Origin of the sequence: Pseudoalteromonas sp. CST2 (genome assembly GCF_028599385.1) — a bacterium.
Taxonomy (GTDB): domain Bacteria; phylum Pseudomonadota; class Gammaproteobacteria; order Enterobacterales; family Alteromonadaceae; genus Pseudoalteromonas; species Pseudoalteromonas atlantica.
In genome coordinates, this window is record NZ_JAQREO010000001.1 from 259076 (window position 1) to 279673 (window position 20598).

19 protein-coding genes are annotated in these 20598 nt (G+C 43.3%); 16 read left to right on the forward strand and 3 right to left on the reverse strand.

All coding sequences use genetic code 11. The features are described 5' to 3' along the window. Nucleotides 1-22: 22 nt before the first annotated feature. The 15 genes from rsmH to lpxC all read left to right on the forward strand — a co-directional run bounded on the left by rsmH (nucleotide 23) and on the right by lpxC (nucleotide 17284). Nucleotides 23-961 (forward strand): 16S rRNA (cytosine(1402)-N(4))-methyltransferase RsmH, encoded by a 939-nt coding sequence (rsmH, locus tag PSH41_RS01205; protein ID WP_004589408.1) that lies wholly within the window; start codon nucleotides 23-25, stop codon nucleotides 959-961. Then, nucleotides 958-1284 carry a cell division protein FtsL gene (gene ftsL / locus PSH41_RS01210; protein ID WP_024033306.1) on the forward strand — a complete coding sequence of 109 codons (327 nt, stop codon included), beginning with the start codon at nucleotides 958-960 and terminating at the stop codon, nucleotides 1282-1284. Before rsmH ends, ftsL begins: the two co-directional genes overlap by 4 nt. Next, entirely contained in the window at nucleotides 1281-3098 is a 1818-nt protein-coding gene (locus tag PSH41_RS01215) for a penicillin-binding transpeptidase domain-containing protein (RefSeq protein ID WP_273588642.1), read from the forward strand. The genes ftsL and PSH41_RS01215 overlap by 4 nt, the downstream gene beginning before the upstream one ends. Beyond that, complete coding sequence (murE, locus tag PSH41_RS01220; protein WP_273588643.1) at nucleotides 3091-4569, forward strand: UDP-N-acetylmuramoyl-L-alanyl-D-glutamate--2,6-diaminopimelate ligase; 1479 nt, start codon at nucleotides 3091-3093, stop codon at nucleotides 4567-4569. The genes PSH41_RS01215 and murE overlap by 8 nt, the downstream gene beginning before the upstream one ends. Then, on the forward strand, nucleotides 4566-5948 hold the full coding sequence (locus PSH41_RS01225; RefSeq protein WP_126008186.1) for a UDP-N-acetylmuramoyl-tripeptide--D-alanyl-D-alanine ligase: 1383 nt from the start codon (nucleotides 4566-4568) through the stop codon (nucleotides 5946-5948). Before murE ends, PSH41_RS01225 begins: the two co-directional genes overlap by 4 nt. After that, nucleotides 5948-7030: a phospho-N-acetylmuramoyl-pentapeptide-transferase gene (mraY, locus tag PSH41_RS01230; protein ID WP_004589413.1), complete on the forward strand. Its 1083-nt coding sequence runs from the start codon at nucleotides 5948-5950 to the stop codon at nucleotides 7028-7030. Before PSH41_RS01225 ends, mraY begins: the two co-directional genes overlap by 1 nt. Continuing rightward, complete coding sequence (gene murD / locus PSH41_RS01235; protein ID WP_273588644.1) at nucleotides 7031-8365, forward strand: UDP-N-acetylmuramoyl-L-alanine--D-glutamate ligase; 1335 nt, start codon at nucleotides 7031-7033, stop codon at nucleotides 8363-8365. Further along, nucleotides 8362-9537: a cell division protein FtsW gene (ftsW, locus tag PSH41_RS01240; protein WP_004589415.1), complete on the forward strand. Its 1176-nt coding sequence runs from the start codon at nucleotides 8362-8364 to the stop codon at nucleotides 9535-9537. Before murD ends, ftsW begins: the two co-directional genes overlap by 4 nt. Continuing rightward, nucleotides 9534-10610, forward strand: coding sequence for an undecaprenyldiphospho-muramoylpentapeptide beta-N-acetylglucosaminyltransferase (gene murG, locus PSH41_RS01245; RefSeq protein WP_096740165.1), 1077 nt, complete (start codon nucleotides 9534-9536; stop codon nucleotides 10608-10610). The genes ftsW and murG overlap by 4 nt, the downstream gene beginning before the upstream one ends. A 42-nt stretch (nucleotides 10611-10652) precedes the next feature. Further along, a complete protein-coding gene (murC, locus tag PSH41_RS01250) occupies nucleotides 10653-12062 on the forward strand; it encodes a UDP-N-acetylmuramate--L-alanine ligase (protein ID WP_051063459.1) in 1410 nt (469 codons plus the stop codon). Beyond that, nucleotides 12059-12979 carry a D-alanine--D-alanine ligase gene (locus tag PSH41_RS01255; RefSeq protein ID WP_248530534.1) on the forward strand — a complete coding sequence of 307 codons (921 nt, stop codon included), beginning with the start codon at nucleotides 12059-12061 and terminating at the stop codon, nucleotides 12977-12979. Before murC ends, PSH41_RS01255 begins: the two co-directional genes overlap by 4 nt. A gap of 1 nt (nucleotide 12980) precedes the next feature. Beyond that, nucleotides 12981-13766 carry a cell division protein FtsQ/DivIB gene (locus tag PSH41_RS01260; RefSeq protein WP_273588645.1) on the forward strand — a complete coding sequence of 262 codons (786 nt, stop codon included), beginning with the start codon at nucleotides 12981-12983 and terminating at the stop codon, nucleotides 13764-13766. Continuing rightward, entirely contained in the window at nucleotides 13763-14995 is a 1233-nt protein-coding gene (gene ftsA, locus PSH41_RS01265) for a cell division protein FtsA (RefSeq protein WP_004589420.1), read from the forward strand. The genes PSH41_RS01260 and ftsA overlap by 4 nt, the downstream gene beginning before the upstream one ends. 23 nt (nucleotides 14996-15018) lie before the next feature. Next, on the forward strand, nucleotides 15019-16266 hold the full coding sequence (ftsZ, locus tag PSH41_RS01270) for a cell division protein FtsZ (protein WP_004589421.1): 1248 nt from the start codon (nucleotides 15019-15021) through the stop codon (nucleotides 16264-16266). Between the two features lie 106 nt (nucleotides 16267-16372). After that, complete coding sequence (gene lpxC / locus PSH41_RS01275) at nucleotides 16373-17284, forward strand: UDP-3-O-acyl-N-acetylglucosamine deacetylase (RefSeq protein WP_273588646.1); 912 nt, start codon at nucleotides 16373-16375, stop codon at nucleotides 17282-17284. A gap of 129 nt (nucleotides 17285-17413) precedes the next feature. On the opposite strand, the gene yjjG is transcribed toward lpxC, so the two are convergent. From yjjG to PSH41_RS01290, 3 genes are all read right to left on the reverse strand, one after another. Further along, nucleotides 17414-18088, reverse strand: a complete 675-nt coding sequence (gene yjjG / locus PSH41_RS01280) for a pyrimidine 5'-nucleotidase (protein WP_273588647.1) — start codon at nucleotides 18086-18088, stop codon at nucleotides 17414-17416. Continuing rightward, nucleotides 18088-18630, reverse strand: coding sequence for an inosine/xanthosine triphosphatase (yjjX, locus tag PSH41_RS01285; RefSeq protein WP_273588648.1), 543 nt, complete (start codon nucleotides 18628-18630; stop codon nucleotides 18088-18090). The genes yjjG and yjjX overlap by 1 nt, the downstream gene beginning before the upstream one ends. Nucleotides 18631-18693: 63 nt before the next feature. Further along, nucleotides 18694-19593, reverse strand: coding sequence for a phosphoribulokinase (locus PSH41_RS01290; protein WP_004589425.1), 900 nt, complete (start codon nucleotides 19591-19593; stop codon nucleotides 18694-18696). A 116-nt stretch (nucleotides 19594-19709) separates the two neighbouring features. Here PSH41_RS01290 and PSH41_RS01295 point away from each other — a divergent pair, with 116 nt between their 5' ends. Next, the gene (locus tag PSH41_RS01295; RefSeq protein ID WP_273588649.1) at nucleotides 19710-20582 is read left to right on the forward strand and encodes a hypothetical protein; all 873 of its coding nucleotides are present in this window, start codon (nucleotides 19710-19712) and stop codon (nucleotides 20580-20582) included. The last annotated feature ends 16 nt before the right edge of the window (nucleotides 20583-20598 follow it).

Below are 20598 nucleotides of genomic sequence, written 5' to 3' on the forward strand. Positions count from 1 at the left end.
TAAAAAAGGCAAACACAAGCTAATGACTGCGCAATTTGAACACGTATCCGTATTAATGGACGAAACCATCGATGCTCTTGCAATTAAGCCAGACGGCATATACATGGATGGTACTTTTGGACGTGGCGGACACTCAGGTCAAATACTTGCTCGACTTGGTGAGCAAGGGCGTTTACAGGCCATTGATCAAGACCCACAAGCAATAAAGTCGGCTGAAAAATTTGCCGATGACGCACGCTTTGCTATAGCTCACACCCGCTTTTCTAACTTATACGATGTTGCAGAGCAAAACGATCTGTTAGGTAAAGTTGATGGCATTTTATTAGATATTGGCGTGTCCTCACCCCAGCTTGATGACGCAGAGCGTGGCTTTAGCTTTATGAAAGACGGCCCTCTTGATATGCGCATGGACCCAACAAGTGGGCGCAGTGCAGCGCAGTGGCTAGCCGAAGCTGAGCTTGAAGACATTACCCATGTAATTAAAACCTACGGTGAAGAAAAATTTGGTAAGCGTATTGCCCACAAAGTACTTGAGGTAAGAGAGCACACGCCAATTACCACAACCAAGCAACTTGCCGATTTAGTCGATGAAGCGGTGCCCGTTAAAGATAAATTTAAACACCCAGCCACACGTACATTTCAGGCAATCAGAATTTACATAAACAGTGAACTGGAAGAAATTCAAACCGCACTGCAAGCTGCTGTAAAAGTATTAAAGCCAGGTGGACGTTTAGTGGTTATTTCGTTTCATTCACTTGAAGACAGAATAGTGAAGCAATTTATTAGAAAACAGAGTAAGGGAGAAGCGATACCCAGAGGTCTGCCTTTAACCGACGCACAAATAAATAAAAACCTGACGTTAAAAGCAGTGGGTAAAGCTATTAAACCAAGTGCTGAAGAAATAGAGCGTAATCCACGTTCTCGCAGCTCAGTACTTAGGATTGCACAGAGGCTTGGATGAACACTAAAGCGAATCATCGCCAACCCAATTTATTTTTAGAAATATTAAAAGGCCTAGGAGCTAACAAGCTAACCTCGGCCTTGTTGGTTGTGATATTCGCTTCAAGCTTTGCAGTAGTACAGGTTACGCACTCGGCTCGCGCGCAGCTAATTAAGCAAGATACGCTGCTACAAGAGCGAGATGAGCTCGACCTTGAATGGCGTTATTTACTTGTAGAAGAAGAGTTTTATTCGCAGCATGCGCGCATTGAAGAAGTTGCTACCACGCAGCTTCAAATGAAGCGCCCTACCAGTCAGGATGAACAGGTAATAATAATACAATGAGAAATCGCGGCAAAAAACAGGTCAATAACTTAATCACATGGCGCTTTATGTTGGTGTGCACTGTGGTGTTTTTAGTGTTTGTAACACTGGTGTCGCGTGCTGCCTATTTACAAGTTATTGAGCCAGATAAAGCCCGTTCAGAAAGCGATAAACGCACCGTTCGTGTAGAAAAACTACATGTACAACGCGGTATGATCTTCGATCGTCAAGACAAAGAGCTTGCTGTAAGTGTGCCGGTAGTCAGTGTGTATGCCGATCCTAAAGCATTGCATAAGTCACTTGTTGCTAAAGTTATAAAACAAGCACGTAAAAACGGTGAAGATCATAAAACGCTTGCAGAAAATGCCGCTGAGCTTGATAAGCGTACCTCTGTTTATTATGAAAATGATCTGCGTTGGCGTGAGCTGGCAGATGTATTACGTATCGATCCTAAAAAAATAAATTCGCGTTTATTAAATGATCCCACCCGTCGTTTTGTGTATTTAAAGCGCCAAGTTACACCGGCTGTTGCCAACTACATTAGCCAATTACGCTTACCTGGTATTCATTTGTTAGATGAATCTAAACGTTATTACCCCGCGGGAGAGGTAACGGCCCACATTATTGGTTTTACAAATATTGATGGGAAAGGCATAGAAGGCATTGAAAAACTCTACGAAAATGCCTTAACAGGCGAAGAAGGCCGCCGCACTATTCGTAAAGATGCCCAAGGCCGCGAAGTTGAAGTATTAGATGAGCGTGAGCGTGTAGAGCCTGAAAATATTCAGCTGAGTATTGATCAACGTATTCAAGCAATTGCTTATAAGGCAGTAAAATCTGCTGTACTCACGTATAAAGCGACATCGGGGTCGGCCATGGTGGTTGATGTTAAAACCGGTGAAGTTTTGGCCATGGTAAATAGCCCATCATTTAATCCAAATAATTTGAACGATGCACAACCACATAAACGCCGTAACCGCGCAATTACCGATTTGTTTGAACCAGGCTCAACCGTTAAGCCACTAGCCATTTTAGCTGGGCTAGACTACGGCGCAATTAAAGCCGACGACACCATTGATACCTACCCAGGTTGGATGCGTTTAGGCGGCAGTTTAGTAAAAGATACCCGTAACCACGGTGAAATGACGCTTCGCGAAATTTTAAAGTATTCATCAAACATGGGCGTGGCCAAGGTAACGCAGCAAGTACCTAAAGATTACTTAGTTGGCTTATATCAAAAAGTGGGCTTTGGTAGCGATACCGGCACAGGCATGGTTGGTGAAAGTAGTGGTTTATTTTATCCAAACCGCCGCTGGTCTGATTTTGAAATTGCCACGTTATCGTTTGGTTATGCTATTTCGGTAAGTACGGCGCAAATGGCCCGCTTTTACACCATGTTAGGTGCCGGTGGGATTAATCGTCCGTTAACGATTTTAAAGCAAGACGGTGTGCCAGAAGGCGAGCGTATTTTTAAACAAAAAGACGTAGAAGCCGTTGTTCACATGATGGAAAGCGTGTTTGAAAAAGACGGTACAGCCCGAAACATAAAAGTAGATGGCTATCGCGCGGCAGGCAAAACCGGTACTTCTAAAAAGGCGGTTGCTGGTGGTTACGGTGATGAATACGTAGGTTATTTTGCAGGTGTAGCACCGGCAAGTAATCCACGCTTGGCTGTGGTAGTGATGATAAATGAGCCCGGTGGCGATGTGTACTATGGAGGTGCCACCGCAGGCCCTGCATTTGCAGAAATCGTCTCTAACGCATTAAGAATATTAAACGTAGCCCCTGATAAGGAAGAAGTGGCTTACGTAAAAGGTAAAGATAACGATGCGTGATTTAAAGGCTATTTTAAAATACATCGACATAGATGCACCTTCGCAGCTAGTTAAAGATTTACGCCTTGATAGCCGTGATGTAACGCCAGGCGATGTATTTGTGGCTATAAAAGGCCATGCGCTTGATGGCGGACAGTTTATTGCCAAAGCAATTGAAAACGGCGCTACAGCCATTATTGCCGATAGGCTCTGCGAATTTGATGTCACTTTTGAGCCACTGTATTTAGTAACTGAGCTTGATAAAAAACTCCCAGAACTAGCGAGTCAATTTTATGAAAACCCAAGCCAATCTCTCGATTTAATTGGTGTAACGGGCACTAATGGCAAATCTACAACAACGGCCATGATGGCGCATTTAGCGCAGTTTTGTAGTACCCCTTCGGCCATTATAGGCACATTAGGTTATGGCCACCCTGATACACTTACGCCACTTATTAATACCACGCCTTCGGCTGTTGACGTTCAGCACATATTGCATGACTTAAAACAGCAGCATAAAAAGCTTGTGGCGATGGAGGTTTCATCGCACGGGTTAGTGCAACAGCGTGTGGCACAATGCCAATTTAAAGCGGCGGTATTTACTAATTTATCGCGTGATCACCTTGACTATCACGGCGATATGGCAAGTTATGGCGACGCTAAGCTTATGCTGTTTCGCGATTTTGACCCACAGCTAGTGGTGCTTAATCAAGACGATGGGCAAGCAGAGCAATGGCTTGAAAAATACAGTTTTAAAAATCTTATTTGTTATGGTCGTAAAAATTTAGCACCTAAAAATGCACAGTATGTGTATTTTTCTGATGTTGAATATTCTAAAAATGGTATTTCGGCGCAATTGAGCACAAGTTGGGGCGATATTAGCGTAACATCGCCTCTATTTGGTGAGTTTAACTTATATAATTTAACTGCGGCACTGGCAACATTGTTGGGGCTAGGTTATCCGCTTGAGCAGTTAGCCGCCGGATGCGCGCATTTACACCCCGTTGCTGGGCGTATGCAAGCGTTTAGCGAAGTTAATTTACCCACGTGCGTTGTTGATTACGCCCATACGCCTGATGCACTTGCTCTGGCTTTACAAGCATTGCAAAAGCATGTGCCTGGTGGGGTTAGTTGTGTTTTTGGTTGTGGCGGCGACAGAGATAAAGGCAAGCGTGCCTTAATGGCGCAAGCGGCAGAGCAAAATGCAGATAAGGTTATTGTTACCAGCGACAATCCGCGTTCAGAAAACCCAGATGCTATTTTAGCAGATGTGGCAGCGGGTTTATCGCAGCCTGAAAAAGCCCATTTAGAGGCTGACAGAGCAAAAGCCATTCGCTATGCAATAGAAAATGCAAATGCGGATGACGTTATTTTAATTGCCGGCAAAGGCCACGAGGATTACCAAATTATTGGCGATCAACGTATCGACTTTTGCGATCGCAGTTATGTAAAAGAACAACTAAAAAAAGCAGTAAGAGGGATAACTCAATGATCCCAATGGACTTTGATTGGCTGGCAAATGTGCTAGCAACCGATTATCTAGGTGATAATCTCAATGTAGTAAATATTAATACCGATACCCGCAGCATTTGCGATGGTGAGGTGTTTTTAGCTTTAAAAGGGCCTAATTTTGATGGCCATAAATTTATTGCTGACGCTAAACAAAAAGGCGCTATTGGCGTTATTGTTCAGCATAAAGTAGATGTAGATATTGTGCAGTTTGTTGTTAGCGATACCCGTATTGCATTAGGTAATATAGGTGCGGCGGTTATGGCGCAGGTTAACCCTAAAACCATTGCTATTACGGGCAGCGTGGGTAAAACAACGGTAAAAGAAATGTGCGCCGCTATTTTATCGGTGCACGGAGATGTGCTTGCTACAAAAGGTAATTTTAATAACGATATTGGCGTACCACTTACGCTATTACGTTTAGAGCCGCAGCACCGTTTTGCTGTTATAGAGCTTGGCGCTAATCATTTAGGCGAAATTGCTTACACTACCGCCATGGCAAAACCCGATGTAGCTGTGGTGTGTAATGTGGCCGCAGCGCATTTAGAAGGCTTTGGCAGCCTAATGGGGGTTGCTAAGGCAAAAGGTGAGATTTTTGATGGCCTAAAAGACGATGGCGTTGCCATTGTTAACTGCGATAGCGAATTTAGCCAATACTGGCTTGATAAATTAAAAGGGCGCACTGTTAAGTGTTTTTCAAGTACTGAAAAACTTGATATTTGGGCTGAAAATATCAGCCTAGACGAAAACGCTCGCGCAAGCTTTTTATTGTGTACACAAGATAAAAAAGTACCAGTAACGCTTGCTCTTCCTGGTAAGCATAACGTGAGCAATGCGCTTATTGCCGCGGCTTTAACCAGCGAGTTTGATGTATCACTTGAAGAGATAGCCACCGCACTTGCCACCATGGGCGATGTTAAGGGGCGGGTAAATTTAATAAAAGTAACTGATTCACTGACTGTTATTGATGATACCTACAATGCAAACGTTAAGTCGGTAAAAGCAGCCATTGATTTATTAAGTGATATTCAAGGGCACCGTATTTTAGCACTGGGCGATATGGGAGAGCTTGGTGAGCAAGCCAGAACTTATCATCAAGAAGTAGGCGAATACGCAAAACAACAAGGCATTGATGAGCTGTATACGCTGGGTGTGTTAAGTAAATACGCAAGCGATGTATTTGATAAGCCAAACCGTCATTTTTCTAACCGCGAAGAGATGCTCAAGCAAATTCAAACCAGTCTTAATAACACAAACAATAAAACCACGCTTGTGGTGAAAGGATCGCGCAGTTCTCGCATGGAATTATTAGTAACCGATTTAGTAAATGGCCAGCAACAAGCCATCAATGGAGTATCATAATGTTAGTTTGGCTGGCAGAGTATTTAACCCAATATTACAGTGGCTTTAATGTTTTTTCGTATTTAACCTTACGTGCCATTTTAGGCATATTAACAGCGTTAATGATGTCGCTTTATTTTGGCCCTAAGCTCATTCGTTCGTTACAAAAAATGCAAATTGGCCAAGTAGTGCGAGATGATGGCCCCGAATCTCACTTATCTAAAAAAGGTACTCCTACTATGGGAGGCTTACTTATTTTAGGCGCCATATTTACCAGCACCTTATTATGGGCTGATTTATCAAACAAATACGTATGGGCAACCTTATTTGTAATTGGCTCATTAGGTTTAGTGGGCTTTATAGATGACTACCGCAAAGTAATACGTAAAGACCCTAAAGGGCTAATTGCTAAATGGAAGTATTTTTGGCAATCGGTTATTGCTCTAGTGGTGGCAACTGCACTGTATGCAACGAGTACGCAAGCGTCAGAAACCTCACTTGTTGTGCCATTTTTTAAAGATGTATTGCCACAACTAGGCTTGTTTTACATTGTAATTACTTACTTTGCATTAGTAGGCACTTCAAACGCGGTAAATCTGACTGATGGCTTAGATGGCCTGGCGATAGTGCCGACTATTTTAGTGGCGGCAGCACTTGCCATAATTGCGTATTTAACCGGTAATATTAACTTTTCGGCTTACTTACATATCCCGCATTTACCGCTTGCTAGTGAGCTGGTGGTTGTGTGTACCGCTATTGTTGGCGCAGGGTTAGGCTTTTTATGGTTTAACACATACCCAGCACAAGTGTTTATGGGTGATGTAGGGTCGCTGGCACTTGGCGGCGCGCTGGGCATTATTGCTATTTTAGTACGCCAAGAGCTACTGCTTATTATTATGGGTGGCGTGTTTGTGATGGAAGCTTTATCGGTAATTTTACAAGTGGGCTCATACAAATTACGCGGACAGCGCATTTTTAGAATGGCGCCGATTCATCATCATTACGAGCTAAAAGGTTGGCCAGAGCCACGTGTTATTGTGCGCTTTTGGATAATTTCAATTGTGCTAGTACTTGCTGGCCTTGCGACATTAAAGATTCGATAAATGCAGTATTTAAACGAGATAAAAAACAAACATATAACAGTGCTCGGACTCGGTGTAACCGGTCTGGGCATTGTGCGTTTTTTATTATCTCATGGTTTTGCACCAAAGGTCGTTGATAGCCGTGTTGCGCCACCAGGTATGGATTGGCTTAGCGAGCATGCTCCTGAGCTTAATACGCATTTTGGTGATTTAGCTAGCGCCGCGCTTTGTAAAACCGATATGATCATCATAAGCCCCGGGCTTAGCTTAAAAATTCCCGCAATTGCTCAAGCAATAGAGTCAGGCATTGAAGTAATTGGTGATGTAGAGCTGTTTGCTCGTATAAATACAAAACCGGTTGTTGCTGTTACAGGCTCTAATGGTAAATCAACCGTTGTTACCTTAGCCTACGAGGTATTAAAAGCAGCAGGTTATAAGGTGGCATTAGGTGGCAATATTGGCACTGCGGTATTGGATTTACTAAGTGATGATTTTGACGTGTATGTGCTGGAGCTTTCGAGTTTTCAGCTAGATACCTGCTCAAGCTTAAAACCAATAAGCGCAGCGGTATTAAATATATCTGAAGATCATTTAGATCGTTACGACAGCTACCAAGCCTATATCAACTCTAAATTAAGCATTTATAACAATGCTGAGCTTTTAGTAAGCAACGCAGATGATATTCAAACTAAGCCTATCAGTCGCGCTTTAGCGCCGCAAATGAGCTTTGGCACCGACCACGGTGATTATCACTTAGCTGAGCGCAATAATGAGCTGCACTTTATAGTAAAAGGCGAGGCGTACTTACCTGTTAGCACGCTTGCGGTCGTTGGTAAGCACAATTACTTAAATACACTTGCGGTTATGGCGTTATTAAGCCCGTTTGATATTAGTAAAGAACAGTACGCAGCGGCGCTTTCTCAATTCAATGGTTTAGCGCACCGTTGCCAGTTTGTTGATGAGCAACATGGTGTTCAATACTTTAACGACTCTAAAGCCACCAATGTTGGCGCCACTATAGCGGCAATAGATAGTTTGGTCTCAGATCACGAAAACCTGATTGTTATAGCCGGTGGTGATGCCAAAGGCGCTGATTTAAGTGCGTTAAAGCCATATATAAAAAGTCATGTAAAAGCGCTTGTATGCTTTGGCAAAGATGCAGCAGAGCTTGCTGCTTTAACGAGTAAATCGCACTTAGTAAACACAATGCAAGAGGCGGTATCGCTCGCTAAAGTACTTAGCAAGCGCGGTGACATTGTATTACTTGCGCCTGCCTGTGCCAGCATTGATATGTATAACAACTACATGCAACGCGGTGATGACTTTGTGCAATGTGTAATGGAAGGGCAATTATGATTGCCTTTGCCGATTTAAAAGAAACACTCACCCCAAAACCCTCAGCACAGCTTTACGATGTGCCACTGCTTTATTGCATGTTAATGCTTATAGGGGTGGGTTTTATAATGGTGACCAGCGCCTCAATGCCCACAGCCGAAAGGCTGTTTGATAACTCATACCATATTACCATTCGCCATAGCATGTTTTTAGCGATGGCATTTGTTTTATTTTGGATTGCAGCCAGCGTGCCTATGGATTGGTGGAAACGCTCAAACCCGTATTTGTTGCTGCTTGGTATGGTGCTACTTATTGCCGTGTTAATAATAGGCCGCGAAGTCAACGGAGCTAAGCGTTGGATACCCATTGGACCTGTTGGTTTTCAGGTAGCCGAGGCCGCTAAATTATACTTTTTCAGTTATATAGCAGGCTACTTAGTAAGAAAACGAGAAGAAGTACAAGAAAATATTAAAGGCTTTGCTAAGCCTATCGCTGTATTTGCGGTATATGCCTTACTTATTTTACTGCAGCCCGATTTAGGAACCGTGGTGGTTATGTTTGTAACAACTGTGGGGCTATTATTTTTGGCCGGCGCAAAGTTATGGCAGTTTTTTGTACTTATTTTAACGGGCGTAGGGCTTGTTGTATTACTGATTATTGTAGAGCCATACAGAATGGCGCGAGTGGTGGGCTTTTTAGACCCTTGGGAAGACCCATTTGGTAAAGGGTATCAGTTAGTGCAGTCGCTTATGGCCTACAGCCAAGGTGGCTGGTTTGGCCAAGGGTTAGGTAACAGCGTGCAAAAGTTACAGTATTTACCCGAGGCGCATAACGATTTTATTTTTGCCGTTATAGGTGAAGAGCTAGGCCTTGTAGGTGTAGCAAGTATTTTATGTGTGTTGGCTGTGTTTGTATTTAGGGCGCTTTTAATAGGCCAACAAGCTTTAAAATGTGGCAAAGAATACGAAGGCTATTTTGCGTTTGCTATTGGCATTTGGTTTGCGTTTCAAACCATGGTTAATGTAGGCGCCAGTGCGGGGTTATTACCGACCAAAGGGTTAACCTTGCCGTTTATTTCGTATGGTGGTTCAAGTTTATTAATAATGACGATTGCCACCGGTATTTTATTGCGTGTTGATTTTGAAACCAAAATGGCAACCAAACAAGCCACCTCACGCGGAGGTAAGCGATGAGTAAAAAATTAGTAGTTGTGGCCGGTGGTACAGGCGGGCATATATTCCCAGGTATTGCTGTAGCCGATTATTTAAAAGAGCAAGGCTGGCAAGTAAGCTGGATAGGCACGCCAGATAGAATGGAAGCGGATGTTGTACCAAAGCATAACATTGAAATTGATTTTATTAATGTAAAGGGCGTACGCGGTAATGGCTTAAAGCGTCTTATTAAAGCCCCATTCATGGTACTTAATGCAATATTGCAGGCGCGTAAGGTATTGAAATCTCAGCAACCAGATGTAGTGCTTGCTATGGGCGGCTATGTAACCGGGCCAACCGGCATTGCCGCTAAAAGTTTAGGCATTCCACTAGTGATTCATGAGCAAAATGCAGTAGCAGGAATGAGCAACAAGTGGTTGGCAAAATTTGCTAACAGAGTACTTGCTGCGTTTCCAAGCGCCTTTGCACCAGGGCAAGCCGAATTAGTCGGTAACCCAGTTCGTGCAAGCGTTGCTAATGTAGCTAAACGTGATGTTTCAAGCCCTATTAATATTTTAGTGGTGGGTGGCTCGCTAGGCGCACAAGTGCTTAACCAAACACTGCCAGAGGCGTTTAATTTACTTGCTAAAACAGCGCCAATTAAAGTGTGGCACCAAACAGGTAAAGGCCATATTGAGGGCGTGAAAAGCGCGTATGCGAAAAACAACATTGCAGATGAAGAGCTAAAAGTTGCTGAATTTATAGATGATATGGACGCCGCCTACGCGTGGGCCGATATTGTTATTTGCCGCGCTGGTGCACTGACTGTTAGTGAAATTGCCGCCGCGGGTAAAATGGCTGTGTTTGTGCCGTTTCCTCATGCGGTAGACGATCATCAAACCGCCAACGCAAAATATTTAGTAACCGCAAATGGCGCGCTTTTAATGCCTCAGCCGCAGTTTAATAAAGATTCAATAGTTGAGCTATTAAACCCGTATTTGGCAAAGCCTATATTAATTAAACAAATGGCCAGCAATGCTAAGCAGCAAGCCATTTTAGATGCCACAGCAAGCGTTGCCTCGCACTGTGAGCAAGTAACAAATAAGAGAAAATAAGTGAAAGATAAGTCAATACAAGAACAACAAACTCGACCTGCTATGCGTCGAATAGAAACCATCCATTTTATTGGTATTGGTGGTGCGGGTATGGGCGGCATTGCTGAAGTACTGGCTTTTGAAGGCTACCGCATTACAGGCTCAGATATAGCGCACAGCGCAATGACCGAACGCTTAATTAAAGCCGGTGCTGAAGTATTTATAGGCCATCACGAAAACAACGTAAAAGATGCCAACGTAGTTGTTGTTTCAAGTGCTATTGACGAAACAAACCCTGAGATTATTGCTGCAAAAGCAGCGCGTATACCGGTAGTTCGCCGTGCAGAAATGCTTGCCGAATTAATGCGTTTTCGCCATGGCATTGCCATTGCGGGCACACATGGTAAAACCACAACAACCAGTTTAATTGCCAGCATTTATGCTCAGGCGGGGCTTGATCCTACTTTCATTATTGGCGGCTTATTAAATAGCGCGGGCAGTAATGCAAAAGTGGGCAAGAGCGACTTTTTAATTGCTGAGGCAGATGAAAGCGATGCATCGTTTTTGCATTTACAGCCTATGGTATCGGTGATCACCAATATTGAAGAAGATCACATGGAAACCTATGGCGGCAGTCTTGAGAAAATGAAAGACACTTATGTGGACTTTATTCATAACCTGCCATTTTATGGCTTAGCCGTAGTGTGCATAGACTCGCAGGTAGCAAGTGAGCTGATCCCGCGTTTTGGTCGCCCTGTGATCACGTATGGCGAGTCAAAAGATGCCGACTACCGCATGAGCGACTTTAGCCAATCAGCAAGTACTTGTACTTTTACAGTGACACATAAAAGCGGTGAAAGCTTAAGTGCAACGCTTAATATGCCAGGTAAGCACAACGCACTTAATGCCACGGCGGCAATTGCAGTGGCTAAAGATCAAAACATTGCTAACCACGCAATTTTAGAGGCGCTGCAAAAATTTGAAGGCATAGGACGACGCTTCCAGCATTATGGCAATTTTGAAAACGAGCGCGGCAATGTCATGCTGGTGGATGATTACGGACATCACCCATCAGAAGTTGCTGCCACCATTGCAGCGGTACGCGAAGGCTGGCCAGAAAAACGTTTAGTTATGGTTTATCAACCGCACAGGTTTACCCGTACACGCGATTTATACGAAGACTTTGTAAAAGTATTGGCAGATGTAGATCAACTTTTATTACTAGATGTGTACAGTGCCGGCGAAGAGCCTATTGTTGGCGCAGACAGTAAAAGCCTGTGCCGCAGCTTACGTCAGCGCGGAAAAGAGCCTCTACATGTAGCAACGAGCGCAGAGCTTGCTGGTGTATTGGCAGATAACTTACAAAATAACGACTTAGTTTTAACGCAAGGCGCTGGTAATATAGGACAATTGGTTAAAACATTAGCGGCAACAGGTATGTCGGTGGAAAAATTAAAGCAAGGTGAAGTATGACGCAAGAAAACGCGCAATTTGGTAAAGTAGCAGTACTGCTTGGGGGTAACTCAGCAGAGCGCGAAGTGTCACTACGTTCAGGGCAAGCGGTGCTTAATGCACTACAAAATGCCGGCGTTGATGCCATTGCTTTTGACCCGCAAAATCGCTCTTTGTGGGAGCTAAAAGAATTACAGGTAGATCGTGTTTTTATTGCTTTGCATGGCCGTGGTGGCGAAGATGGGACAGTGCAAGGCGCGCTTGAATTTATGAACTTGCCATACACGGGCAGCACTGTATTAGGCTCAGCCTTGGCAATGGATAAAGTCCGTTGTAAGCATTTATTTAAATCTGCAGGGCTAAGCACAGCGCCTTATGCAGTTGTTGATGCTAAAAAAGGCTTTGATGCAAAAGCCATTATGGATGAGTTTAAAAAAGTAATGGTTAAGCCATCGCACGAAGGCTCAAGCATAGGTATGGCGCAAGCAAGTACCGCTCAAGAGCTTGAAGATGCCCTTACACACGCTTTTAAGTTTGATAGCCAAGTGTTAGTGGAGCAGTGGATAACTGGGCGCGAATTTACCGTGACTGTATTAGGCGATGAAGTACAGCCTGTGATTGAAATGACGACTCCAAATGGTTTTTACGATTACCAAGCTAAGTATCAATCAAATACAACACAGTATCATTGCCCTGCAGATTTATCGGCGCAAGATACACAGCATTTACAGGCTATCTCGTTAGAGGCGTTTGATTTAGTGGGTGCAAGCGGTTGGGGCCGTGTAGATGCCATGCAAGATGAGCTGGGGAATTTTTATTTATTAGAAGTAAATACAGTCCCTGGCATGACCGAAAAATCGCTGGTGCCCATGGCGGCAAAAGCAAACGGGGCAACATTTGAGCAATTAGTTGTTCGCATTTTGGGGCAAACGCTTTAATATGCATCCCCTTTTAGAAAAAGCTCAACAGTTAAAACAGCAACTTAACTTTAATTGGTCGCTAATTTTTGGTGTGAGCTTTTTTCTGGTGGTAGTGATTGGGCTCGTGCAAATAACTACCGGTGTATCTGATTGGCTAGTAGAGAACAAAGATGCACAAATAAAGCACTTAATAGTGCTAGGAAAGCCCAAATACACTGACGAAAAGGCCATAATAAAAGCAATAAAAAAGGCCGATTTAAGCAGTTTTTTTGAGCTAGATGTAAAACGCGTACAGCAACTGGTAAAAGATTTACCTTGGGTTGCAACCGTATCGGTACGCAAGCAATGGCCCGATACAATACAAGTGTACGTAGTTGAACACGAAGCCGTAGCCCATTGGAATAGCGATTTACTGCTAAACCAAAGTGGCGATGCCTTTGAAGCAAGTAGCGATAAACTCGCCAATGATTTACCGCAACTTTACGGCCCAGAAGGCAGCGAAAAAGAAGCGTGGATTGCCTTTAAGCAGTTTGACGAAATGCTAAAGGTAAATGCATTAACGTTAAAAAGCTTAGCCCTTTCGGAGCGTTTTTCGTGGCAGTTATGGTTAGATAATGGTGTGCGCTTAAATTTAGGGCGCAAAGACAAAGCAAAGCGAGTACAGCGGTTTATAGATGTGTACCCGCGCATGGAAAAGCGTGCAGATGCACAAATAGATGCAATAGATTTACGCTATGATACCGGCCTTGCAGTTAGCTATAAGCCTGTGCAAGAACAGCAATTACAAAATAAGAGTAAGGCATGACTAAGTCAGCAGAAAGAAACCTAGTGATTGGATTAGACGTTGGTACCTCAAAAGTGGTGGCCACGGTAGGTGAAATCACCGCAGATAACAAGCTCAGCATTGTTGGTGTGGGCAGCCAAGTATCTCATGGTATGGATAAAGGCGGCGTTAACGATTTAAACTTAGTGTCTGAGTCGATTCGCCGAGCAATAGATGAAGCCGAGTTAATGGCTGATTGTCGTATTAGCTCAGTGTACTTAGGGATTTCTGGCAAGCACATACAATGTCAAAACGAAAGCGGCGTGGTTGCTATCAATAATACAGAAGTAACCGATGAAGACATTGAAAATGTAATTCATATAGCGCGCTCTGTGCCTATTTCGGCAGAGCGTAAAATGCTGCATGCATTACCGCAAGAATACAGCATTGATATGCAAGAGGGCATTAAAAACCCCCTTGGTATGAGCGGTGTACGTATGGAAGCACGTGCACACATTATTACCTGCTCAAACGACATGGCTAAAAACATTGAAAAATGTGTTGAGCGCTGTGGTTTAGAGGTTGATCAGCTTATATTTACCGCACTTGCATCGTGTTACTCGGTTTTAACCGATGACGAAAAAGAGCTTGGTGTAGCGGTACTTGATATTGGTGGTGGTACAATGGATATCACTATTTATATTAACGGGGCATTACGTCATTCTTCGGTTATACCAGTGGCGGGTAATCAAGTAACCGGTGATATTGCAAAAATATTTCGTACACCTATATCACATGCTGAGTCACTCAAAGTACAATATGCATGTGCAAGTAGCCAAATGGCCAGTAACGAAGACACCATAGAAGTACCAAGTGTAGGCGGGCGACCAGCACGATTAATGTCGCGCCATACTTTATCTGAAGTGGTAGAGCCTCGTTTTAGAGAATTATTTGAATTAGCGATGGAAGAAATTCGTCGCTCAGGTTTAGAAGACCAAATTGCGGCAGGCCTCGTTATTACAGGCGGGACTGCTAAAATGACTGGCGCAATGGAAGTGGCTGAAGACATTTTCCAAATGCCAGTGAGAATAGGCAAACCAATCGGGATAGTTGGTTTGACAGACTACGTAGACGATCCTTCGTACGCAACCGCTGTAGGTTTGTTACAATACGGGCGCACTATGCAATCGATGAATGCACAAAAGTCGAAAGCAGAGGATAATAATAATTGGTGGAACCGCATTACTAAATGGTTCCAAGGCGAGTTTTAAAGTACTCAAGTCGGAGAGTAAACATGTTTGATATGATGGAACAACACAGCGAAGAAGCTGTAATTAAGGTAATTGGCGTGGGCGGTGGCGGCGGTAACGCTGTTGAGCACATGGTAAAACAACAAATAGAAGGCGTGCGCTTTATAGCCGCAAATACGGATGCACAAGCATTACGTAATTCCGCTGCCGATATTACCGTACAACTAGGCACGCAAATAACCTCAGGGTTAGGTGCAGGTGCAAACCCAGAAGTAGGCCGCGAATCGGCTGAAGAAGATGCAGAAACAATCCGTGCCAGCCTTGAAGGCGCAGATATGGTATTTATTGCTGCCGGCATGGGTGGTGGTACAGGTACTGGTGCTGCACCAGTGGTTGCTAAAATTGCCAAAGAATTAGGTATTTTAACGGTTGCTGTAGTAACGCGTCCTTTTGACTTTGAAGGCAAAAAGCGCGCAGCAGCTGCTGAACAAGGCATTAACGAATTGTCAGAAATTGTAGACTCACTTATTACAATTCCGAACAATAAATTGCTTAAAGTTTTAGGTAAAGGGACTACACTGTTAGATGCCTTCGCTAAAGCAAACGATGTACTTTTTGGTGCGGTTCAAGGTATTGCGGAGCTAATTACACGTTCTGGTTTAATTAACGTGGATTTCGCCGACGTACGTACCGTAATGTCAGCAATGGGTACTGCCATGATGGGCACAGCCTCTGCATCAGGCCCAGATCGTGCTCAAGAAGCTGCAGAAGCGGCTATCTCAAGCCCATTACTAGAAGACGTTGATTTAACCGGTGCTAAAGGTATTTTGGTTAATATTACTGCGGGTATGGACATTGCGATTGAAGAATTTGAAATTGTGGGTAACCACGTTAAAGCGCTAGCGTCTGAAAATGCAACCGTGGTTGTGGGTGCAGTTATTGACCCAGAAATGAGCGACGAGTTACGTGTAACCGTTGTTGCTACGGGGTTAGGCGGCGATCGTCGTCCGCAGTTTGGTATTGTTGATAACGGCTTTAAAAAGGCATCAGGTTCTGATGTAGCAAGTTCATCAAACCAATCTAGCAGCATGTACGTACCAAGCTTTGCAAGCCAGGGCACAAGCACTGAAGAAACGACGCCAAGCACGCAAGTAGAAAGCAAAGAACAAGCGCCATCTACAAGCTCAAGCAACACGGCAAGTTCATCAGCGCAAAACAGTAAAAAAGCGGATAAATCAGAAGGCGGAGATTATTTTGATATTCCGGCTTTTTTACGTAAGCAGGCTGATTAACATTTACTAATGCTTTTGTTTGAAATATGTACAAATATTGAAAGGCAAAAGGATTTATGTTAAACTCCGCCGTCTAACTGTAACTGATTTAAAAGTGAGCGAACCTATGATTAAACAGCGTACGATTGCACAAGTAGTCAAAGCCATAGGAATTGGACTTCATAAAGGTGAGAAGGTCACAATAACTCTCCGACCTGCGAGCGCAAATACCGGGATTGTATTTCGTCGTGTCGACCTTGATCCGGTTGTTGATTTTGAAACAACACCTGAAGCCGTTGGTGATACGCAGCTGTGTACCTGTTTAATTAACAAAGATGGCGTTCGCTTATCAACGACTGAGCACCTAATTGCAGCGGTTGCTGCAATGGGTATCGATAATTTAGTTGTTGAATTAGACAGCTCAGAAGTGCCGATTATGGATGGTAGTGCATTACCGTTCATTTATTTGTTACAAAAAGGCGGCATTGAAGAGCAAAATGTTGCGAAGCGCTTTATTCGTATAAAAGAAAAAGTACGTATTGAAGAAGGCGATAAATGGGCCGAAGTAGAACCATATGATGGTTTTCATATCGACTTTGAAATTGCCTTTGATCACCCGGCCATTAATGAAAGCCGCCAGCGCATTGGTTTAGATATTACTGCGCAAAGCTTTACTGAAGAAATTAGCCGTGCACGTACCTTTGGCTTTATGAAAGACATTGAATACATGCATGCTAATAACCTAGCACTTGGTGGCAGCATGGACAGCGCAGTAGTACTTGATGACTTTAAAGTACTAAACCCAAATGGTTTGCGCTACAGCGATGAATTTGTAAAACACAAAATATTAGACTGTGTGGGCGACATGTTTATGACAGGTCATAACCTACTAGGTAAAGTAACGGCTTATAAATCGGGTCACGATTTAAATAATAAGTTACTTCGCAAAATTATGGCAACAGAGTCAGCATGGGAGTGGGCAACATTTGAAACGCCTGTTACGATGCCTGCACCCGGCCTTGAATTAGCGACGGCCTAATTTAGTATTTTTTAAAAATACACGCTCACAAACAGTTATAAAAAATGACGCTTAATAGCGTCATTTTTTTTGCCTTAAATTAGCGAGTTGCAGCTAATTACTATTAATTTTTAATAATTAACGCGCAGCTTAAAGCGCTAAAATTGCTGGTAACTGTGCCAGTTCAGTTATGGTGTAGGTTGGGATTATGCCTGCTGGTAACTGCTCGCCAGGGTGCTGTAGCCAACAGGTATCAATACCTGCATTATTGCCTCCTAAAATATCGCTAGAGGCAGTGTCGCCCACCATTAATATTTTGCTTTTGTCTGGGTTACCCATAAGCTCAAATGTGTGCTCAAAAATAGCCTTGTTAGGCTTAGCAATGCCTACCAGTTCCGAAATAACCAGCCAATCAAACATATTTTCAAGGCCGGTATGCGCTAGGCGCAGGGCTTGCAAACGTGCAAAGCCATTAGTAATAATACCCAATCGTGCATGCGGTTTGAGTGCATTTAGTAAATCGATTGCGCCGGGGAGTGGTTCACAAATTTGTGCCATAGCATCTAAAAATGCATCGTTTAGCTCTTTAGCGGGTACCCCTAATTTTACAGCCCACTCGTTAAAGCGGGTTACTTGTAAGTAATCGGCGCTAATTTTTCCATCTTGATAATCTATCCACAGCTGCTTATTAGTTTTTTGGTAATGGATGTAATCAGCTTGAGTAAACTCAATGTTGTACGCTTTAAACATGCGGGTCATTCCCGCTAAAATATCAAACCTGAATAGTGTTTCGTCTGCATCAAACAGTACATAACTGTATTTCATTAATTTTCCTGATAAAGGCTAGGGTGTAAAAAAGGAGCCATAGCTAAGGTAAGCGCTTGGGTGTAGGTGCTTTGACGAGTGGCATGGTTGTTTGTGAGAAGCCCTATCGCGCCGCCTTTTTGCTTAACATTATGGGTGTTAAATGCTTTATCCATCACATCGCCAAGCTCTTCTCCGCTTAGCAGCGCGTTATATAACACTTGCGGTAACGGCAGGTTACTGCTGCGTCCTATCGCTTGCTCAGAGCGATTATTAATAACAACATAGGCAAAGGTGGCAGCACCATAGCTAAATTGCTCTGCACCGCCTTCCATTGCACAGTAGTAATCTGCTTGGTACATGCTTTTACAGTAAGTAACTCGGTTTTGTGCGCCTATACGGGTTTGTTCCTCGCCAATTGGTTGATCGGGAACATTTGAGGGAGCATCAACGCCTTGGCAATCAATTTCATAACTAGGAAAGTACATTGCAAAAATATGTTTTGCAGCGTTAATTTTTACTGGGTTTTTAGAGCCCACAATAATTTTTAATGAGTGCGACACGTTATCCCTCACTGTTAGCAAAAGCAGCAGTGTACGTCAGAAGTGTAAATCATAAAAGAGGGGCTAAATGGGTATATCTAAAGGGGCTAGGTTTTCAAGAGCACGCTTTTTAACAATAATGTCTTTAATTAGCGGAGTAAGCACCAGCTCCATTGCTAAACCCATTTTACCGCCTGGCACCACAAGGGTATTTATACGCGACATAAAGCTGCCTTCAATCATCTGTAAATAATACGGAAAATCAACGTCATCAATTCCTCTAAAGCGAATAACCACAAAGCTTTCATCTAGCGAAGGAATATCTTTTGCGCTAAATGGGTTTGACGTATCAACCGTTGGCACACGTTGAAAGTTAATATGGGTGCGCGAAAACTGTGGTGTAATGTGATTAATGTAGTCATCCATACTGCGTACAATTGAGTCCATTACTTTTTCGCGAGAGTGGCCGCGGTCTTGCGTATCGCGGATCAATTTTTGGATCCATTCAAGGTTAATAATAGGCACCATGCCTATAAGTAGATCCACGTGCTTAGCTACATCATGATCTTGATCAACCACGCCACCGTGCAAGCCTTCGTAAAACATTAAATCAGTGTTTGTTTCAAGATCTTGCCAAGGGGTAAAGGTCCCCGGTAATTGATTGTATGGCACTGCTTCGTCAAAGGTATGTAAGTATCGGCGTAACTTGCCTTGGCCTGTTTCGCCGTAGGTACCAAATAAGGTTTCTAATGCGCCAAAGTCATTGGCTTCACGGCCAAAGTAACTTATGTGTTTACCTTCTTGTTGTGCTTCGCGTACTTTTTTATCCATTTCTGGGCGCGTGTAACGATGAAAGCTATCTCCTTCGATAAAAGCCGCATCAATGTTGAGGCTACGAAAAATATGTTTAATTGCATTGGTGGTAGTGGTAGTTCCCGCACCCGACGAACCTGTAATAGCAATGATAGGATGTTTAGCTGACATGTATTTTCTCTTTTTTAGGACCAAGTTAGTTATAAAGAGTTGACTGACTTAGGTCAAGTGACGCCATCGGCAAATAACGTTATCATGAGGTGCTTAAAAATAAAACGAGAGAAAGCATGAAACTTATTAAACCATGGCTTGGGCTAGTCTCTTTAGCGGCGCTAAGCCTTGCTACAGCGCAGGCTAGCATGCCTAAAAGCCAAATATTACTTGCTGATTTAAATACACCCTACGGTATGCAAGTGAGTATAGTGAGCGACAAAAATAGCTATAACAACCAACCTTATTTAACAAACAAGGGTATTTATTTCACCCATGAAGTTATTTCAAGCGAGCAAAGTCAAACCGATATTGCCTATTATGATTTAGCAACCAAGCAAATAAGCAACATAACAAATACGCCAGTGAGCGAATATTCGCCCACGGTTATGCCCTCAAAACAAAGTTTATCGGCTATTGTGGTAGAGCAAGATAGCAAACAAAAGTTGTGGCAATACCCACTTGATACTGAGCAAGCACCGAGCCGTATTTTTGATTGGATTGAACCTGTTGGCTACCACGCGTGGGGCGCTCAAAACGACTTAGTGATGTTTATTTTGGGTGAGCCACATACATTGCAATATACTTCGGTTGCTGCGGCAAAAGGCGAGGTGGTAGCAAGTAACATAGGGCGTACGCTTATTTATAACAGTAAAACCGCAACATTTTTATTTAGCTACACAAAAAATGATCAGCATACTTTAGCAAGCTTTAACCCGCAATCTAAACAGGTAGAAGATTTACTTAGATTGCCAGAGCAAGTACAAGACTTTATTTTAAAAGATGCTAATACAGTGGCTTATGCGGTTAAAAACCGTGTATATATGCGTAATTTAAGTGGCACCGATGAGGTTTCTCAATGGCTTAACTTAAGCCCATATTGCGAGACAAACATAACGCGAATGAGTTATAAAAATGACAAACTTGCCTTTGTATGCGATGTAAAATAATTCGGACTTTGCAGCG

What these genes read in the sequence shown, in the direction of transcription:
- rsmH (WP_004589408.1), top strand. Translation starts at nt 23, where the DNA reads ATGACTGCGCAATTTGAACACGTATCCGTATTAATGGACGAAACCATC.
- ftsL (WP_024033306.1), top strand. Translation starts at nt 958, where the DNA reads ATGAACACTAAAGCGAATCATCGCCAACCCAATTTATTTTTAGAAATA.
- PSH41_RS01215 (WP_273588642.1), top strand. Translation starts at nt 1,281, where the DNA reads ATGAGAAATCGCGGCAAAAAACAGGTCAATAACTTAATCACATGGCGC.
- murE (WP_273588643.1), top strand. Translation starts at nt 3,091, where the DNA reads ATGCGTGATTTAAAGGCTATTTTAAAATACATCGACATAGATGCACCT.
- PSH41_RS01225 (WP_126008186.1), top strand. Translation starts at nt 4,566, where the DNA reads ATGATCCCAATGGACTTTGATTGGCTGGCAAATGTGCTAGCAACCGAT.
- mraY (WP_004589413.1), top strand. Translation starts at nt 5,948, where the DNA reads ATGTTAGTTTGGCTGGCAGAGTATTTAACCCAATATTACAGTGGCTTT.
- murD (WP_273588644.1), top strand. Translation starts at nt 7,031, where the DNA reads ATGCAGTATTTAAACGAGATAAAAAACAAACATATAACAGTGCTCGGA.
- ftsW (WP_004589415.1), top strand. Translation starts at nt 8,362, where the DNA reads ATGATTGCCTTTGCCGATTTAAAAGAAACACTCACCCCAAAACCCTCA.
- murG (WP_096740165.1), top strand. Translation starts at nt 9,534, where the DNA reads ATGAGTAAAAAATTAGTAGTTGTGGCCGGTGGTACAGGCGGGCATATA.
- murC (WP_051063459.1), top strand. Translation starts at nt 10,653, where the DNA reads ATGCGTCGAATAGAAACCATCCATTTTATTGGTATTGGTGGTGCGGGT.
- PSH41_RS01255 (WP_248530534.1), top strand. Translation starts at nt 12,059, where the DNA reads ATGACGCAAGAAAACGCGCAATTTGGTAAAGTAGCAGTACTGCTTGGG.
- PSH41_RS01260 (WP_273588645.1), top strand. Translation starts at nt 12,981, where the DNA reads ATGCATCCCCTTTTAGAAAAAGCTCAACAGTTAAAACAGCAACTTAAC.
- ftsA (WP_004589420.1), top strand. Translation starts at nt 13,763, where the DNA reads ATGACTAAGTCAGCAGAAAGAAACCTAGTGATTGGATTAGACGTTGGT.
- ftsZ (WP_004589421.1), top strand. Translation starts at nt 15,019, where the DNA reads ATGTTTGATATGATGGAACAACACAGCGAAGAAGCTGTAATTAAGGTA.
- lpxC (WP_273588646.1), top strand. Translation starts at nt 16,373, where the DNA reads ATGATTAAACAGCGTACGATTGCACAAGTAGTCAAAGCCATAGGAATT.
- yjjG (WP_273588647.1), bottom strand. Translation starts at nt 18,088, where the DNA reads ATGAAATACAGTTATGTACTGTTTGATGCAGACGAAACACTATTCAGG.
- PSH41_RS01290 (WP_004589425.1), bottom strand. Translation starts at nt 19,593, where the DNA reads ATGTCAGCTAAACATCCTATCATTGCTATTACAGGTTCGTCGGGTGCG.
- PSH41_RS01295 (WP_273588649.1), top strand. Translation starts at nt 19,710, where the DNA reads ATGAAACTTATTAAACCATGGCTTGGGCTAGTCTCTTTAGCGGCGCTA.